We start from the raw sequence: 15,380 nt of genomic DNA on the forward strand, positions 1-15,380 counted from the left end.
GGGGCGGTGATCAAGCGGCGGCTGCTGGAGTTCGGTGTCATCTGTCTCGTCCTGACCTGGGTGCCCTGGGGAGTGCTCGGCGTACTCGGTGTGGATCCGGACGAGGGTGCAGGCAGTCTCGTGTTCGCGCTGGCGGCGTCCGGGCCGTCGCTGGCCGCGTTGGTGATGTGGCTGCGGTACCGGGAGCGGCGCCGCGTCGTCCGGTGGTCGCCGGTGTGGCCGATCGCTGCCGTCGTACTCGGTGCGCTGCCGCCGCTCGTGGCGTCGGCGTTGCTGGGAGACCTGCCGGCGTTGCCCCATCACGCCGCGTCGGTCATCTCCGGTGCCGGCGGAGTCCTCGGTGCTGCGGCGTACACCTTCCTGGCTGGGCCGGTGTCGGAGGAGTTCGGGTGGCGGGGCTACGTGCAGCCGCGGCTGCGTGAGTACTTCGGTCCGCTCGGGACGACCGTGGTGCTGGGAGCGGCCTGGGGTGTGTGGCACGTGCCGCTGTACTTCCTGAACGGGACAGGTCAGCACGACGACGGGCTGTTCACGCAGGAGGGGCTGACCTTCTTCCTCGAGTTGTTTCCGCTCACGTTCGTGATGCTGTTCGTCAGCGAGCGACTGCGGGGAGGCGTGCCGGCGGCGATCCTGCTGCACGCGGCGTGGAACCTCACGGAGGAGCTGGTTCCCCCGCTCGGGCACGGGGTCTGGCTGGAGTTCCTGGTCCTCACCGCGGTCGCTGCGGCGTTGCTGCCATCCTGGACGGCAGTCCGGCGAGACAGAAGGGTGGCGGCATGACGCGGGTTGCGGTGGTTACCGGTGGTGGGTCAGGGCTGGGGCGGGAGATGGCGCTGGCGTTGGCGGGGGCCGGGTTCCAGGTGTGGGTGACCGGGCGGACGGAGGACAAGCTGCGCGAGACGGTCGCGCTCGGCGAGGGCCGGGTCGATCTCGCCGTACTGGATGTTGCCGACGGGGAGGCGGTACGGCGGTTCTTCGGAGGGCTCGAGCGGGTCGACGTACTCGTGAACAACGCGGGCACCGGGTCCCCGGCCGCGGCGGTACAGGACGTGCGGGAGGAGGACTGGCGGCAGGTGGTCGACACCAACCTGACCGGGTCGTTCCTCTGCGCGCAGGCGGCGTACGACGTGATGCTGCGGCAGGACCCGAAGGGCGGGCGGATCATCAACAACGGGTCGATCTCGGCGCACGTACCGCGGCCGCAGGGGATCGCCTACACCGCGAGCAAGCACGCCATCACCGGTCTGACCAAGGGCCTCGAGCTGGAGGGGCGCGCGCACGGCATCACCGCCTGCCAGATCGACATCGGGAACGCGTCCACCGCGATGACCGCCCGGATGGAGCAGGGCGTGCTCCAGCCGGACGGTTCGATCGCGGTCGAGCCGACGTTCGACCCGAAGATCGTGGCCGACTTCGTGGTGCGGATCGCCGAACTGCCGACGTCCGTCGCAGTCCCGACCCTGACGGTCATGGCCGCCGGGATGCCTTATGTAGGAAGAGGCTGACGAGACAGGTCGATGTCCGTGAGGTCGTACCAGCGACCTGACGGCGGCTGGTCCAGCAGCGGGTCCTTCCAGCGCAGTCGGACGCGTTCCGGCTGCGCCTCCATCAGCACGGCCTCCTGCCAGTCCGGAGCATCCGTCCGCGCCCACCAGGTGTCGGCCAGGCTTGCCAGCCCTTCCTGCTCGACGATCTCGACCGCCTCGTCGCGGTCACTCACAGGGCCGAGTGGTGCTCCGAAGACGGTGGTCGGCAACCAGCCGCCGGACACCGGCACCACGCGACCCAGGACCTCCCCGTCCTCCCGCACCACGTCCTCCGGCGACGGGAACCCTGGGAACATCTCCTTCAACGCAGCGACGATCCGGCCTGTCGTTTCACCCAGGAAGTGAATGCCCGCCAGCTCTCGCTCGCTCCCGGCGTACTCCTCCGGCCTGACCCGCTCGCCGCCGACCCAGGTGTGACGAATCCGCTGTGTCGCAGTGATATCGACCAGCGGGTCCCCGTCGACCAGCAACAGGTCAGCACGCGCACCGACCGTCAGCCGGCCCCGGTCTGCCAGTCCGAACACCTCAGCGGGTGCATTGGTAGCAGCCACGACCGCCTCGGCCGGTGTGAGCCCAGCACGCACCAGGTGAACCAGCTCCCGGTGGAGCGACGCTCCGAACACCAGACCCGGGTTCGGTGCGTCTGTCCCGGCCAGCACGCGTACGCCGGCCCGGTGCAACGCCAGCGTGTTGGCGCGAGCCGTCGCACCGTCTGGCGGCACCGGGGGCATCCAACGACGGGACTGCTGGTCCAGCAGCCGCCGCCAGCGCGCAGGCATGCGTGCGATCAGCTCAGGCTCGTCCAGCAACGGCAAACGACCAGACGGACCGTTGAACCCGTCTACGACAACGCCAAGCGTCGCGATGACAGCTACGTCTGCCAGGGCTGCGATGTCCTCCGGGGACATGAGGTCGGCCGGTACGTGCGCGAGTACGTCGACGCCGCAGTCGACGACCGTCACCGCACCAGCTGCCGTCGACACGTGCGCTACCACCGTGAGCCCGTGGGCGTGCGCCTCGTCGGTCAGCGCCTGCACAGTGCGCGGCTCCAGTGTCGGGAGGTTCAGTCGCGCGCCGGAGCCGTCGTCGTAGATCAGCTTCAGATGATCGGCGCCCTCGGCGACCCGGTCCGCGACGAACTGCTTCGCGTCCTCCGGCCCTGTGACGTAAGGGATCGGCGGGAACGCGATCGTCGGGTGACCGCCCGGCGCGGTGGCTCCGATACCTGAGGTGAAGAACGACGATCGCGGTGTCTCCTGATCGATCACCTCGGGCATGCTGAACTGGTCGAGCTGCGTGGTCACGCCGTACGTCGCCGCGAGCTGTGTGCACCCCGGCGCCAGGTGGACATGCGAGTCGATCAGGCCGGGAAGCAGCGTCGTACCGGAACCGTCGACGAGGGTGTCGCCCGGCTGCGCGATCTCCGGACCGCCGATCGCGGTGATGCGACCGTTCGCGACCCGCAGGCAGTCCGCGGGCAGGGCCGCGCCTCGGTCGGCCAGACGGGTGTGCAGGATCGTAAATGCCATGTCGCGGACGCTAAAGGCTGACGTAACGTCATACTCCAATCCCTTTTTCCGGAGGTGTTGTGGAGCGCACGGTCAGCGAGGTGTCCCGGCTTGCCGGTGTCTCGGTGCGGACGTTGCGGCACTACGACGCCATCGGTCTGCTTCCGCCCGGCCGCGTCGCCACGAACGGCTACCGGTACTACGGCCGGCCCGAACTGCTCCGCCTGCAACGGATCCTGCTGCTCCGCGAGCTCGGCGTACCGCTGCCGTCGATCGCACGGATCCTGGACGAGCAGGACGACGAGGTGACCGCGCTACAGGGGCATCGCGAGCAACTGCTGCAGGAGCGGAAGCGACTCGACGTGATGCTCGGCGCGATCGAGCGGACCATCGCTGGGCTGTCCGGCGACGACACGGTGACCGACGACGAGTTCTTCAGCGGGCTCTCGGAGGCGCGGACACGGCTCCGGGAGGACCTGGCCAGGCGGTTCGGCGAGGCCACCGCGGAAGGGTTCGAGAAGGCCGTCCGGGAGACCGACGGCTGGACCCGCGAGGACTACGAGCGGCTGGGCGACGAGGGTCGCCGGTTGCTGCTGCGGATGGCGGCCGCGCGGGATCGCGGCGTACGGCCGGATTCGCCGGAGGGGTTCGAGCTGATCGAGCAGCACCACCAGGGCGTGCTGGAGCTGTGGCCGGCCACGCCGTCGTCCTATTACGCGCTCGGGGATCTCCTGGTGGAGAACGCCGACCAGCGGGCGATCATCGAGATGGTGGACCGAGATTTGCCCGAGTGGTTGGCGGCCGGGGTCCGGGCGTACGCGATCCAGCGGCTCGGGTTCTCCCGAAACACGGAGGAAACTGTCTGACGGTCCGTCTAGTGTCAGTCAGGTGAGTGAGCAGCGGGAGTCTTTGGTTCACGTCCGCGGGCTGCGGAAGTCGTACGGCGACTTCGAGGCGGTTCGTGGCATCGACCTGGACGTGTGGCGGGGTGAGGCCTTCGGGTTCCTCGGGCCGAACGGTGCGGGCAAGTCGTCGACGATGCGGATGATCGGCGCGGTCTCACCGATCAGCGGCGGCACGCTGAAGATCCTCGGCATGGACCCGGCTGCCGACGGGCCGTCGATCCGCGCGCGGCTCGGCGTCTGCCCGCAGGACGACACCCTCGACACCGAGCTCACCGTCCGGGAGAACCTGACGATCTACGGGCGGTACTTCGGTCTCAGCCGGGCCGAGTGCCGCGAGCGCGCGGACGAGCTGCTCGAGTTCGTCGCGCTGACCGAGAAGGCGAAGGTCAAGGTCGACGAGCTGTCCGGCGGGATGAAGCGCCGGCTGACCATCGCGCGCTCCTTGGTCAGCAAACCCGACCTGTTGCTGCTGGACGAGCCGACCACCGGACTCGACCCGCAGGCCCGGCACCTGTTGTGGGACAAGCTGTTCCGGCTCAAACAGGCCGGGGTCACGCTGATCATCACCACGCACTACATGGACGAGGCCGAGCAGTTGTGCGACCGGCTCGTGGTGATGGACGGCGGCCTGATCGCGGCCGAGGGATCCCCGACCGACCTGATCCGCGACTACTCGACCCGTGAGGTGACCGAGCTGCGGTTCGGTCCGGACGTGATGCTCGCCGACCACGACGCGCTGGCCGGCAAGGTCGAGGACCTCGCCCAGCGCATCGAGGTACTGCCGGACCGCCTGCTGCTCTACACCGACGACGGTGAGCGCGCGGTCGCCGCCGTCCACGAGCGCGGCCTCGAACCGGCCGCCGTCCTGGTACGCCGCTCCACCTTGGAAGATGTGTTCTTGAGGTTGACCGGCCGGACGCTGGTGGACTGACATGGCAGTACTAATGCCGCGACTCCGTCGCGGCGGGTCATCGGGCTGTAACTCCCGTCCTTCCCTCGTCGCTCCGGTCGCTTCGCTCCCTCCGCTCCTCAGTCCAGGACGGGAGGCCCGATGACCGGTGCAGTAGAGAACGGTCGGCGGATGTTCGACTACTGGTTGACCGTCTACAAGCGGACCTGGAAGGGCACGATGATCAGCAGCTTCCTGCTGCCGATGCTCTACCTGGCCGCGATGGGGATCGGGCTCGGGTCGTTCGTGGACAGCAACGGGACCGGCGCGCTCGGCGGGGTCAGCTACCTGCAGTTCATCGCGCCGGGGCTGCTGGCGTCCACCGCGCTGCAGATCGCGGTCGGCGAGGCGACGTACCCGGTGATGAGCGGGCTGAAGTGGCAGAAGTTCTACCACTCGATGATCGCGACGCCGCTGCGGCCGGCGGACGTGGTCTACGGGCAGCTCGGTTTCATCGCGTTCCGGGTGTTCACCTCGTGCGCGGTGTTCCTGGTCATCATCACGCTGTTCGGCGGGCTGAAGTCACCGCTCGGCGTGCTCGGGTTGCCGGTCGCGCTGCTCGTCGGGATGGCGGTCGCCGGGCCGATCGCGGCGTACGCGACGATCCTGGACAACGACTCCGGTTTCGCGATGGTGTTCCGGTTCGGCGTGGTGCCGGCGTTCCTGTTCTCCGGGGCGTTCTTCCCGGTCTCGCAACTGCCCGACTGGATCGAGTGGCTGGCGTACGTGAGTCCGCTGTGGCACGCGGTCGACCTGTCCCGCAATCTCAGTCTCGGCACCGTCAACCCGTTGCTGGCCCTCGGCAACATCGCCTACCTGCTGGCCTGGTTCCTCGTCGGCACCCGCCTCGCCGTCCGCGGCTTCACGAAGAGACTGATCGGCTGATGGCGACTATTGCAGCCCGGGTCGTCCCGGTTCCGGTGCGGCTCGGTGGTGGGCGGCACATCGTCGAGCGGAACTTCCTGCTCTACCGGCGGTCATGGGTGGTGTTCCTGTCCGGCTTCTTCGAGCCGGTGTTCTACCTGCTCTCGATCGGCATCGGCGTCGCCCACCTGGTCGGCGACTTCACCCTGTCCGACGGCACGAAGATCGCGTACGCCGCGTTCGTCGCGCCGGCGATGCTCGCCAGTTCCGCAATGAACGGTGCGATCTTCGACTCGACGTACAACATCTTCTTCCGGATGAAGTACGCCAAGCTCTACGACTCGATGCTCGCGACACCGCTGCGGCCGTGGGACGTCGCGACCGGCGAGGTGACCTGGGCGCTGCTGCGCGGGGGCATCTACTCGGCGATGTTCATCGCGGTGATGCTGATCCTGGGGCTGATCTCGTCGTGGTGGGCGCTGCTCGCGCTGCCCGCCGCGGTGCTGATCGGGTTCGCGTTCGCGGGCGCGGGGATGGCGCTGACCACGTTCATGCGCAGCTGGCAGGACTTCGAGTTCGTGCAGCTGGCGATCATGCCGATGTTCCTGTTCTCGGCCACGTTCTACCCGGTCGAGACCTATCCCGGCGCGATCCGCTGGCTGGTCGAGATCACCCCGCTCTACCAGGGCGTCGTACTCGAACGCGCCTTCAGCACCGGCAACGTCAGCTGGTTCCTCATCGTCCACGCCCTCTACCTGGCCGCCATGGGCACCTTCGGCATGTATGTCGCCTCCCGCCGCCTCGGCAAACTCCTCCTGAAGTAGGCGGAACCGCAGAGGCCAACGCACCCGTCCGAGCTGGCATGGACATGTCCTTCCGCGATCTGGTGCGGGCGCCGAACGTCGAGTTGCCCGGTGGGTCGGTGCGGTGGGTCGACGAATCCTTCCGGTTGCTCATCGGTCATTTCGGAACCGACGCGCTGCGGCCACCGGCCGTCGTACCGGGGGATTTCGTGCCGGCCGGGTACGACGGGTCGGAGGCGGCTGCCCGCGACCTGTGCCTGAAGGTGAGTGAGCGGATGGGCATCCCGTCCGAGCGGATCCGGTTCAGCTTCCGGCTGGAGAAGGTCGTCGAGGCCGGTCAGTTGCTCGGCGCCACGATCGTCCACGCGTACGTCGCGCAGACCCATCCCGCGCTCCGCGGCGCGGCACCGGAGGACATCGCCGCCGTACGGAAGTACTCGCGGTTGCTCGGCGCCGCGTCCGACGACCGGCTCGAAGAGCTGCTGGAGGACGACGGGCTGCTGCCCGAGATCCAGCGGTTCGCTTTTCTCGACTTCCTCACCGAGCTGATTCGCTGCCGGGAGATCGCGGCCGAGCCGGACCCGGCGCGGCAGGCCGAGCTGGAGCAGCAGCCGGATCGTCCGGACCCAGGGACTGCCGGAAGCGAAGCGTCGGCGGCCGGGCGTTGGACGGACCTGACTTACTGCCTGCCGGGTGTCGAGCTGCTTCCCGGATACACCGCGGTGATGCTCGGCTCCGACATCCTCACCGACCCGACTGTGCTGATCGCGGCTGCGTCGCACGAACTCGGCCATCAGGTCCTCATGTCCTCCGACCTGCCCGGTGCCGCCGGTCCGCTCCGCGAGCCGCTGACCGACCTGTACGCCGTACTGCAGGGATTCGGGATCGCCCACGCCAACGCTGCGCTTGACGAGACCACGCTCGGCACACCGACCGTGGAAACCTTCGGCTACCTCGGTGAACGTGCCGTTGCCGAAGCCCTTGCCGTGTACCGCTTCCGGCAGCACCGGCTCATCCGCGATGGGCCGCTCGTCCCGGAGTGGCATCAAGCTCTCGACCCCGAACCCCGCGCCAGGTTCCTCGCCCGGTTGGAGGAGTTGATCGGTGGGCCGCCGACCGCACTCGGGTGGTGATCCAACCGAAACCGTTGCGGGCCAACTGCAACGTTCATGGTGGAACGGTCCTGCCGTGGGTCGCGTCAGTTCGGGTATGAATCTGATCGGTGCTTGGCGCCGCCGGCAACGACATCGAGAGCTGCTGTACGGGCCGAAGGTCCTGCTGCCCGGTGGGCCGGAGCAGTGGATCGAGGACTCGCTGGACTGGCTGATCGGCCGGTTCGGCGTCGAGCCGCTGCGCCGGCGGCCGGTGCTGCCCAGCGAGTTCGTGCCTGCCGGGTAGGACAGCTCCGAGCGCGCAGCACGCGAACTCTGTCTGCAGGTGTGCGCGTGGATGGAGGTCCCCGACGACCGGATCCGGTTCAGCTTCCGGATGGAAGAGGTCCGTGCCGCCGCCCGTAGCGCGGCCGTGCACCGGCTGAACGCCGAGCAGGGCAGCGACCTGATCGCAATCTCGGGGCTGCGGGCAACGATGACGGCGGCCGAGGTGGACGCGCTGGCCGCGGCCGGGTTCGCCCCCGAGATCGGCATACTCGCCGAGCGCGAACTGGAGGCCGAGGTGAAACGCAGTACGGCGATCCTCCAGGAGACCGACCTGGACCGCCGGGCCGAGCTGTGCCGCCGCGCCGAGGCGATCTGGTCCTCGCCGGCCGGCAGCGGGTCGCGGGCGGCCTGGCTGGACCTGCGGACCGGCGGCCTCGAGGGGAGCGCGGTGATGCTGTCGGCAACCAGTCTGGCCGACCCGGCCGCTGTGGTCGCCGCCACCGCCCATGAACTCGGGCACGAGGTGCTCTGGGGGTATCACCTGATCGACCGGAGCCGCCCGGACGCCGAGGCGCTGACCGACCTGTTCGCGGTGTTCCACGGGTTCGGGATCTTTCTCGCCACTCAGGCGGTCGAGCGGGTCCCCGGACGGCGTTCGGCGCTGCAGACGCTCGGGTACCTGGGGGAGCGCGGTGCCTCCGACGCGCTGGCGGCGTACTGCTTCCGGCGGCATCTGTTGTTTCCGGAATCGATCTTGCCGGTGATGCCGGCCGAGGTCGACCGTGCGGTCCGGATCCGGACCTTCGCCCGGCTCGCGTCGCTGGTGAAGGACGCCGAGATCGCCTCGATCCAAGAGGGCGCACCGCTGACCTGATGTCAACCTGCGTGACGCAGCGGAACCGAGAGGTTTGCGGCGGCGGCGGACAGGCATGATCCGGCGGGTGAGGAATCCGATCGGAATGATCCGCCGAAGTCAGCAGTTGCGCTCCCAGCTGAAGGCGCCCCGCGAACGGTTGCCGGGCGGCAGCCGGCGCTGGATCCGTACGTCGATGGACTGGCTGGTGGCCGAGTTCGGCCGGGAGGTCCTGCTGCGCCCGATCGCGCTGCCGGCCGACCTGATCCCGGCCGGGTACGACGGCAGCGTGGCCGCCGCGACCGAGCTGTGCGACCGGGTCGCCGAGCGGATGGATCTTCGTCCCGGTCAGTGCGGGCTGAGCTTCGAGCTGAACGGCGTACGGCGTTCGGTCAACAGCATGGTGGTGAAGGAACAGTCCGGGCGCTGGATCCGCGGGAACGGCGGCAACCAGATCCAGCTGGCGCCGGCGCTGACGGCCGACCCGGTCGCGCTGATCGCGATCTACGCTCATGAGGCCGGCCACGAGCTGCTGCTCGGCAGCGGCCGGATCTCGCTCGCGCGCCGGCCCGACCACGAGTCGCTCACCGACCTCATCACGGTCTTCTACGGACTCGGGATCTTCACCGCGAACGCGGCGTACGAGCGCCGGCCCCGGCCGAACGGCCGCGGCAAGCAGCCGCTCGCACGCGGATACCTCCGCGAGGCCGCACTTGCCGAAGCGCTCGCGCACTACGCGAAACTTCGCGGCGAGCGGCACCCGGAATGGGACCGCTACCTCGACCCACCCGTCCGCCGCGGCCTCCACAACCAACTAGCGATCCTGCACCGCTAGCAACCTCTGCAGCCAGCTGATGCCGCCGCGGAACATGGAGGTCTTGCTCGGGCCGGTCAGGTGGTCGACGAGGTGGAGGTACGTGATCGTCTGGAAGAGCGCGCCGAGTTCTTTGGCGAGCGTGAGCGCACGGCGCAAGTCGGACGGGGCGGCGTACTCCTCCCACTCGTGCAGATACGCGTCCAGCACGCGGGGGTCGCCCGACAGCGGCGTCTGCTTCTCCACGAACGTCACCAAGTCCAGGAAGGGATGCGCGAGCGCCGCATCGGTCCAGTCGAAGGCGAGCACCTGACCGTCGCGTACCGCCAGGTTCCGCGGGTGCAGATCACCGTGCAGCAAGGTTTCCGGTACGCCGATCTCCGCCAGCTCGACGATTGCCTCGCGCAACTGCTTCGCGCGCTCCGGCAACCGGGACAGCTCGGTCGGGTCGAGCCGTGCCGTCAACGAATTCGGTTCGAGCAGGCGATCCAGCTCCGCATCGAGGACGGCGAGCCGCCGGTCCGCGCAGCTGTAGTCCAGCAGCCGTTCGGGTTCGGTGACATAGCTGAGTTGCAACCGGGCATGGTTGCGCACGGCATCGATCCACACTGTCACATCGCTCTCGCGCTCCAACGGCGTACCGAGGTCGGGCAGCAGCATCCACGCCCGCTGCTCGTCGATCGCCAGCGGCGCCGGCACCGCGCCGGGACGGTCGGTGGAGGCCCGCTGTAGGAACAGCGGCTCGTTCGCGAACAGGAACGGCAACGCGTCCGGATCGGCCGACGCGTGCGAGAGCGCCTTGAAGTACACGTCGCCGTCGGCGGTCGGGATGCGCAGAACGTTCGACAGGCCCCACGACTTCACCTGGGTCCACGGGCCCGTCGCCTTCAGACGCTCAGCGATCCACTGCGGCGCATCGCCGTACCACTCCGGACGTGTCCACTCGGGCAGATCGGACGAGCTCACCGGGTGGTCGTGCACCCAGCGCGCATCGGCCGGCGGCTCACCGCTCGGGAGCATCAGGTAGGTGAGCGGATCCGCGGAAAGGCAGGTGAGTACGACGGCCTCGATGCCGTGCTGGTCCCGCAGTGCTCGCAGTGCCGGCTCGACATCGGGGAACCACAAGTCGTCCGATTGCTCGATCTCGGGGAGCCCCGACGGCAGCCTCAGGACCGCTTGGTCGGACGGGCGCACTACGACAGCCGTAACCTTCACGTGCTGAAGCGTATGTAACCGTGCAACTGCATTAACTGACCGGGAACGTCCCGCTGTCCACAGACGGTGCAGGTTCGCAGGATTTCACCAGCGGCGCGTGCAGCCGCTGCGCCAGCACCTGGCGCTGCGTCGGCTGCGCCTCGGTCTGGCGCCGGAGGCCTTCGTCGGTCAGCCGCACGTTCACGGCGCGACGGTCCTCCGGGCACATGTGCCGCTCGACCAGGCCGGCGACCTCCAGGCGGCCGATCACGCGGGACAACGCGCTCTGGCTGAGGTGCACGGACTTGGCGATCGTAGCCACCTTCGCAGAGTGCTCCGGCAGCTCCGCGAGCCGCTCGAGCACCTCGTACTCACTCATCCCGAGTGCATGACCGGCCTGCAGTGCCCGGTCGAGGGCGCAGGTCAGGTCGGCGTGGCGAGCCAGCAGCTCGCGCCATTCGCGCACATCGGCGCTGGTCTCACCAGGTCCAGCGCTGACCTTCGTCACGGTCATGTCGCCGACCATAGCATGCATGCGCATTCAATGCAAGCGCATTTAATGCCTAGACATTAGATGCACACGCATGCAATAGTCTCTTCTCGTGACTACGCAAACCACATCGCCAGCTCGCATGACTTGGGACGCGCGCCTCTGGGGAGCGCTCCTGGTGGTCTGCGGCGTGATCTTCCTCGACGGCCTGGACGTGTCCATGGTCGGCATGTCCCTGCCGTCCATCGGCGCCGACCTGGGCGTCTCCCTTGCCTCTCTCCAGTGGGTAGTGACCGGCTACGTGCTCGGGTACGGCGGTCTGCTGCTGCTCGGCGGACGGACCGCCGACCTGCTCGGCCGGCGCCGGGTCTTCCTGATCGCCCTCGCGGTCTTCGCCCTGGTCTCGATGCTGAGCTCACTGGCGAGCAACCCCGAACTGCTCATCGCCGCGCGGTTCGTGAAGGGTGTCGCCGCGGCGTTCACCGCCCCGGCCGCACTCTCGATCATCACCACCACCTTCCACGAGGGCCCGGATCGCAACCGCGCCCTCAGCATCTTCACCACCTGCGCCGCCAGCGGCTTCTCGATGGGCCTGATCCTCGGCGGCGCGCTGACCGAGGTCGGCTGGCGCTGGACCTTCCTGATGCCCGGCCCGGTCGCCCTGATCGTGCTGCTGTTCGCGATCAAGCTGATCCCGAACAGCCCGCGGGACAACGCCGCCGGCGGGTACGACGTACCGGGGGCGATCACCGTCACCGCCGGCATGCTGTCCCTGGTCTACGCGGTCGTCGGCGCCGAGCACGCCGGCTGGGTCTCGGTGCAGACCATCGGCCTGTTCGTGCTCGCCGTCGTCCTGCTGGCCGGCTTCGTCGCGATCGAGCTGCGCACCAAGCACCCGCTGGTCCGGCTCGGCATCCTGCGCAACGCCTCGCTGCGGCGGGCGAACCTGGCCATCCTGACCGTCTTCGGTTCGTACGTCGCCTTCCAGCTGATCGGCACCATGTACCTGCAGAACCTGCTGGGCTGGTCGTCGTTCCAGACCGCGCTCGGGTTCCTCCCGGCCGGGCTGCTGGTCGCCACGCTGTCCCCGAACGTCGGCAAGATCGTCGACCGGGTGGGCACGGAGAAGATGATCATCGTCGCGATGGCGCTGTTCGTCGCCGGGTACGCGCTGTCGTTGCGGATCGGTCCGGAGTCGGCGTACTTCTCGACCGTGTTCCCGACCATCATGCTGCTCGGTCTCGGGTTCGCGATCGGGTTCCCGTCGCTGAACATCCAGGCCGTGTCCGGGGTCCCGGATCACGAGCAGGGTCTGGCCTCCGGGCTGTTCAACACCTCCAACCAGGTGGGCGGCGCGGTCGTCCTCGCGATCGTGACCGCGGTGATCAGCGGCCAGACCGTCGGCGTCACCGCATCCAGCGGCGTGCTGTCGGCGTACAAGTCGGGCCTCGGCGTCGTGACAGGGATCGCGGCCCTCGGCCTGGTGATCGCACTGACCGGTCTCTACGGCCTGCGGGCCCGTCGGGCCGCCGAAGAAGCAGAGGCTGCCGAGTTGGCCGCCGTACAGGACGAGCTGGCGGCGGAGGAGATGACGCCGGCCGCCTGACAACAACCAGCTCCGCTGGAGCTGTTCGGATATGAGAACGCAGCGCGGGTCCCGGACTACTCTCGGGACCCGCGCTGCTGTTGTGTTCAGAGCGGTCGGGCCAGAACGGTGGCGATTGCAATCGTCACGGCCATCACTGTGAGCTCGACACTCGCCAGTGTGGCGAGCGCAACCGGCTCCTTGCGGCGTACGGCCGGCAGGAGGATCTGTCTGATCGCTCCGCCGGTCACAGCGAGGATCATCAGGCCCACCAGCTTGCCGATCACCAGCCAGCCTGCCGGAGTCTCCACCAGCGCATGTAGTAGTACGGATGGGGTTGGTGTCAGGTCCTTGGTCAGACGCGGTCCCGCGAGCAGTACGCCAGTGACGGCGACGGTGGCGATCGCGCCGCCGGCAACGGTTGAGAACCGTGGCAGGACAAGCGCCAGCGCCGAGCGGTTGCCTCCGACAAGGACTGTCACCAGTGCGAGGCCTCCGACCCACAAACTCACCGCGCACATGTGCGCAGTGATCGCGGGTGTGGTGAGCCAAGGAGCCTCACTCTGCGACGCGTGACCGGTGACAGGTACGGCGACGAGTCCGGCCAGTGCGAACCCGAGCCCCCGCACCGGCATGCGTCTGACCGCCGCGATGGTGAGGCCGATCGCGGCGAGAACGGTCAGCGCGAGCGCCGACCCGGAGGACACGTGGATCGCGTACGACGCCAGGTCCGCGAACGGCATCTTCGACCCGGATCGCGAGATCGCCGCGGCCTGGAGCCACCACGTCGTCGTGGTGGCGGTGACCCAGGCGAGGCCGGTCGCGATCCCGACGATCCGGGCCCGCGCGGCAATGACGTCGTACCTGTCCCTGCCGTCGCGGCCGAGCAGGAGGAGCAGTAGTACGGCGCCGGCCGCGAGGATCCCGGCTCCGTTGGTGACGAAGCGAGCGAGTGGAGTGGTGTAGAGGATGCCGGGGCTGGTCGTGCTCAAGGCCGGCTCGGGTGCTGGGCGGGTCACGACGATCGCCCAGACCAGAGTGGTCATGCTCAGCGTGCCGATGACCGCGACGACGACCGGACGTCGTGCCTTGACGGCTGGGATGACGAGGTCCATCGCTAGTCCCTCGGGACGGTCTGGACGAGGACCGGTGCGCTGCCCAGTTCGGACCGCCAGCGCCGGTAGCCGTGCAGGAGGAAGGCAGCGATGGCGAGCTCGAGGATCCAGGCCCAGGCAGGGACGCCGACGGAGGGCAGGCCCATGGTCGCGGCGACCGGCGTACCGATGTCCGGTCGGTCGAGCGTGACGGTGATGTGGCCGACGATCGGGTGACCGTCGCCGGAGATGACGCGGTAGCTGATCTGATACGTACCGGCCTTGCCGAGCCGGTCGCAGGTGGCGTGGACCGTGTCCCCGGCGACGCGGAGCGACATCGCCGGGTGATGGAACCCGTCCGGGCCGGTGACGAGGACCGCGTCCCACGCCTGGACCGGTTGCAGGGACTGGTCGAAGCTGAAACTGACGTGCGCCGGACTGGTGGACAGCCGGGCGCCGTTGGCCGGCGTGCTGGCGGTGAGTTTGGTGTGTGCGCTTGCCCGGACGGCCGGCGCGACGGTGAGGGCAGAAGTGATGGCGAGGGTGGCCAGGATCGGTGGACAGCTCCGCCGCAGCGTGCGGAGCCAGGACGTCGACGAGGGCTTCAACATCCGGATCCTCCTGTCGGAAATATCGGCATGAAATGGATTCGCGCAACCGCGCTGGAATATCTGGCGCCGCCCGGATATGTATTCGGCAATTGGCTCGTAACAAATTCGGCGGCGCGGGAAATATTGCCGAAACCTCACATAGGTAAATTGATGTTGTGAGGATGTGCGGGGTACCGGGCGAAACGCCCCAGATATGGATCACCCGTGGCCGCGGATCGGTCTCCGCGGCCACGGGTGATCGTGGTGCCAGTGCCGGTACGGCGGTCAGTCGGACCGCCGCGAGGCTCGGTACCTCAGTGCTCGTGGCCCGTGCCGTCGTCGACCGACGTGTGCCCGCTGAGGGTCAGCGACACGACGTTCACGCCGACCGGTACGACGTGGCTGCTCGTGTAGCCGAGCGGGTTCTGCAGCGCCGGGTAGAGGCCCAGGGCCTCCTCGTCCACGTGCATCTGGAGCTGGTGGGTGGTGTACTGCACCGCGTCGCCGACGTTCTGGACCGGGGTCGGGTGCTCGTGGGCCGACGCCGTCGAGGCCGCCAGTGCGGCGCCGCCGAGGGCCAGTGTGATGCTCGCCAGCGGGACGGTGATCAGGCGGGACCTGAGGTTGGGCATGTCGATCTCCTTGCGGGAGTGTGGTGTCCGCCCCGGGAGGGTGGGGCGGACACAGCTGAAGGAATTGGCCGCGCAGTGGGCATGCCAAACAGGTCGACTGTCTGACCCCGAAAGCCGGCCGCCGGTCGCCGTTGACCGGCCGCAAATGTGTAGCGGCGAAGCGTGTCGGCCAT

17 protein-coding genes are annotated in these 15,380 nt (G+C 68.6%); 11 read left to right on the plus strand and 6 right to left on the minus strand.

Annotated elements, in window-relative coordinates:
* The first annotated feature begins 6 nt into the window (after window positions 1-6).
* On the plus strand, window positions 7-780 hold the full coding sequence (locus EV651_RS06520) for a CPBP family intramembrane glutamic endopeptidase (RefSeq protein ID WP_133783010.1): 774 nt from the start codon (window positions 7-9) through the stop codon (window positions 778-780).
* Window positions 777-1,505, plus strand: a complete 729-nt coding sequence (locus EV651_RS06525; RefSeq protein WP_133783012.1) for an SDR family oxidoreductase — start codon at window positions 777-779, stop codon at window positions 1,503-1,505. The genes EV651_RS06520 and EV651_RS06525 overlap by 4 nt, the downstream gene beginning before the upstream one ends.
* On the opposite strand, the gene EV651_RS06530 is transcribed toward EV651_RS06525, so the two are convergent.
* Window positions 1,487-3,076 (minus strand): amidohydrolase family protein, encoded by a 1,590-nt coding sequence (locus EV651_RS06530; RefSeq protein ID WP_133783014.1) that lies wholly within the window; start codon window positions 3,074-3,076, stop codon window positions 1,487-1,489. The two genes, EV651_RS06525 and EV651_RS06530, sit on opposite strands and share 19 nt — an antisense overlap.
* 59 nt (window positions 3,077-3,135) lie before the next feature.
* On the opposite strand from EV651_RS06530, the gene EV651_RS06535 reads away from it, so the two are divergent.
* The 8 genes from EV651_RS06535 to EV651_RS06570 all read left to right on the plus strand — a co-directional run bounded on the left by EV651_RS06535 (window position 3,136) and on the right by EV651_RS06570 (window position 9,643).
* A complete protein-coding gene (locus EV651_RS06535; RefSeq protein WP_133783016.1) occupies window positions 3,136-3,921 on the plus strand; it encodes a MerR family transcriptional regulator in 786 nt (261 codons plus the stop codon).
* 22 nt (window positions 3,922-3,943) lie between these two features.
* Window positions 3,944-4,891, plus strand: a complete 948-nt coding sequence (locus EV651_RS06540; protein ID WP_133783018.1) for an ABC transporter ATP-binding protein — start codon at window positions 3,944-3,946, stop codon at window positions 4,889-4,891.
* Window positions 4,892-5,011: 120 nt separating this feature from the next.
* Window positions 5,012-5,794, plus strand: a complete 783-nt coding sequence (locus EV651_RS06545; protein WP_133783020.1) for an ABC transporter permease — start codon at window positions 5,012-5,014, stop codon at window positions 5,792-5,794.
* Window positions 5,794-6,597: an ABC transporter permease gene (locus EV651_RS06550; protein ID WP_133783022.1), complete on the plus strand. Its 804-nt coding sequence runs from the start codon at window positions 5,794-5,796 to the stop codon at window positions 6,595-6,597. The genes EV651_RS06545 and EV651_RS06550 overlap by 1 nt, the downstream gene beginning before the upstream one ends.
* Window positions 6,598-6,641: 44 nt before the next feature.
* Window positions 6,642-7,709 carry a hypothetical protein gene (locus EV651_RS06555; RefSeq protein ID WP_133783025.1) on the plus strand — a complete coding sequence of 356 codons (1,068 nt, stop codon included), beginning with the start codon at window positions 6,642-6,644 and terminating at the stop codon, window positions 7,707-7,709.
* A gap of 76 nt (window positions 7,710-7,785) precedes the next feature.
* A complete protein-coding gene (locus EV651_RS06560) occupies window positions 7,786-7,974 on the plus strand; it encodes a hypothetical protein (protein WP_133783027.1) in 189 nt (62 codons plus the stop codon).
* Window positions 7,975-8,025: 51 nt separating this feature from the next.
* Window positions 8,026-8,829 carry a hypothetical protein gene (locus tag EV651_RS06565; RefSeq protein ID WP_133783029.1) on the plus strand — a complete coding sequence of 268 codons (804 nt, stop codon included), beginning with the start codon at window positions 8,026-8,028 and terminating at the stop codon, window positions 8,827-8,829.
* A 67-nt stretch (window positions 8,830-8,896) separates the two neighbouring features.
* Complete coding sequence (locus EV651_RS06570; protein WP_133783031.1) at window positions 8,897-9,643, plus strand: hypothetical protein; 747 nt, start codon at window positions 8,897-8,899, stop codon at window positions 9,641-9,643.
* On the opposite strand, the gene EV651_RS06575 is transcribed toward EV651_RS06570, so the two are convergent.
* On the minus strand, window positions 9,623-10,837 hold the full coding sequence (locus EV651_RS06575; protein ID WP_133783033.1) for a phosphotransferase family protein: 1,215 nt from the start codon (window positions 10,835-10,837) through the stop codon (window positions 9,623-9,625). The genes EV651_RS06570 and EV651_RS06575 overlap by 21 nt on opposite strands.
* A gap of 31 nt (window positions 10,838-10,868) precedes the next feature.
* On the minus strand, window positions 10,869-11,330 hold the full coding sequence (locus EV651_RS06580; protein WP_133783035.1) for a MarR family winged helix-turn-helix transcriptional regulator: 462 nt from the start codon (window positions 11,328-11,330) through the stop codon (window positions 10,869-10,871).
* Between the two features lie 118 nt (window positions 11,331-11,448).
* Between EV651_RS06580 and EV651_RS06585 the strand changes: the two genes are divergently transcribed.
* Complete coding sequence (locus EV651_RS06585) at window positions 11,449-12,912, plus strand: MFS transporter (RefSeq protein WP_133783037.1); 1,464 nt, start codon at window positions 11,449-11,451, stop codon at window positions 12,910-12,912.
* Window positions 12,913-12,998: 86 nt separating this feature from the next.
* Here the strand turns inward: EV651_RS06585 and EV651_RS06590 are convergent, their stop codons facing one another.
* The 3 genes from EV651_RS06590 to EV651_RS06600 form a co-directional block, all read right to left on the minus strand.
* Window positions 12,999-14,006: a copper resistance D family protein gene (locus EV651_RS06590; protein WP_133783039.1), complete on the minus strand. Its 1,008-nt coding sequence runs from the start codon at window positions 14,004-14,006 to the stop codon at window positions 12,999-13,001.
* A gap of 2 nt (window positions 14,007-14,008) precedes the next feature.
* The gene (locus EV651_RS06595; protein WP_133783041.1) at window positions 14,009-14,596 is read right to left on the minus strand and encodes a copper resistance CopC family protein; all 588 of its coding nucleotides are present in this window, start codon (window positions 14,594-14,596) and stop codon (window positions 14,009-14,011) included.
* Between the two features lie 293 nt (window positions 14,597-14,889).
* Entirely contained in the window at window positions 14,890-15,207 is a 318-nt protein-coding gene (locus EV651_RS06600; protein ID WP_133783043.1) for a hypothetical protein, read from the minus strand.
* Window positions 15,208-15,380: the final 173 nt, after the last annotated feature.

It is taken from the genome of Kribbella sp. VKM Ac-2571 (assembly GCF_004362255.1).
Classification (GTDB): Bacteria; Actinomycetota; Actinomycetes; order Propionibacteriales; family Kribbellaceae; genus Kribbella; species Kribbella pratensis.

Excerpts from the sequence above, each read along its gene's own strand:
- EV651_RS06545 (WP_133783020.1), top strand. The coding sequence starts at position 5,012 with ATGACCGGTGCAGTAGAGAACGGTCGGCGGATGTTCGACTACTGGTTG.
- EV651_RS06555 (WP_133783025.1), top strand. The coding sequence starts at position 6,642 with ATGTCCTTCCGCGATCTGGTGCGGGCGCCGAACGTCGAGTTGCCCGGT.
- EV651_RS06595 (WP_133783041.1), bottom strand. The coding sequence starts at position 14,596 with ATGTTGAAGCCCTCGTCGACGTCCTGGCTCCGCACGCTGCGGCGGAGC.
- EV651_RS06580 (WP_133783035.1), bottom strand. The coding sequence starts at position 11,330 with ATGACCGTGACGAAGGTCAGCGCTGGACCTGGTGAGACCAGCGCCGAT.
- EV651_RS06525 (WP_133783012.1), top strand. The coding sequence starts at position 777 with ATGACGCGGGTTGCGGTGGTTACCGGTGGTGGGTCAGGGCTGGGGCGG.
- EV651_RS06560 (WP_133783027.1), top strand. The coding sequence starts at position 7,786 with ATGAATCTGATCGGTGCTTGGCGCCGCCGGCAACGACATCGAGAGCTG.
- EV651_RS06585 (WP_133783037.1), top strand. The coding sequence starts at position 11,449 with ATGACTTGGGACGCGCGCCTCTGGGGAGCGCTCCTGGTGGTCTGCGGC.
- EV651_RS06600 (WP_133783043.1), bottom strand. The coding sequence starts at position 15,207 with ATGCCCAACCTCAGGTCCCGCCTGATCACCGTCCCGCTGGCGAGCATC.
- EV651_RS06590 (WP_133783039.1), bottom strand. The coding sequence starts at position 14,006 with ATGGACCTCGTCATCCCAGCCGTCAAGGCACGACGTCCGGTCGTCGTC.
- EV651_RS06550 (WP_133783022.1), top strand. The coding sequence starts at position 5,794 with ATGGCGACTATTGCAGCCCGGGTCGTCCCGGTTCCGGTGCGGCTCGGT.
- EV651_RS06530 (WP_133783014.1), bottom strand. The coding sequence starts at position 3,076 with ATGGCATTTACGATCCTGCACACCCGTCTGGCCGACCGAGGCGCGGCC.
- EV651_RS06565 (WP_133783029.1), top strand. The coding sequence starts at position 8,026 with ATGGAGGTCCCCGACGACCGGATCCGGTTCAGCTTCCGGATGGAAGAG.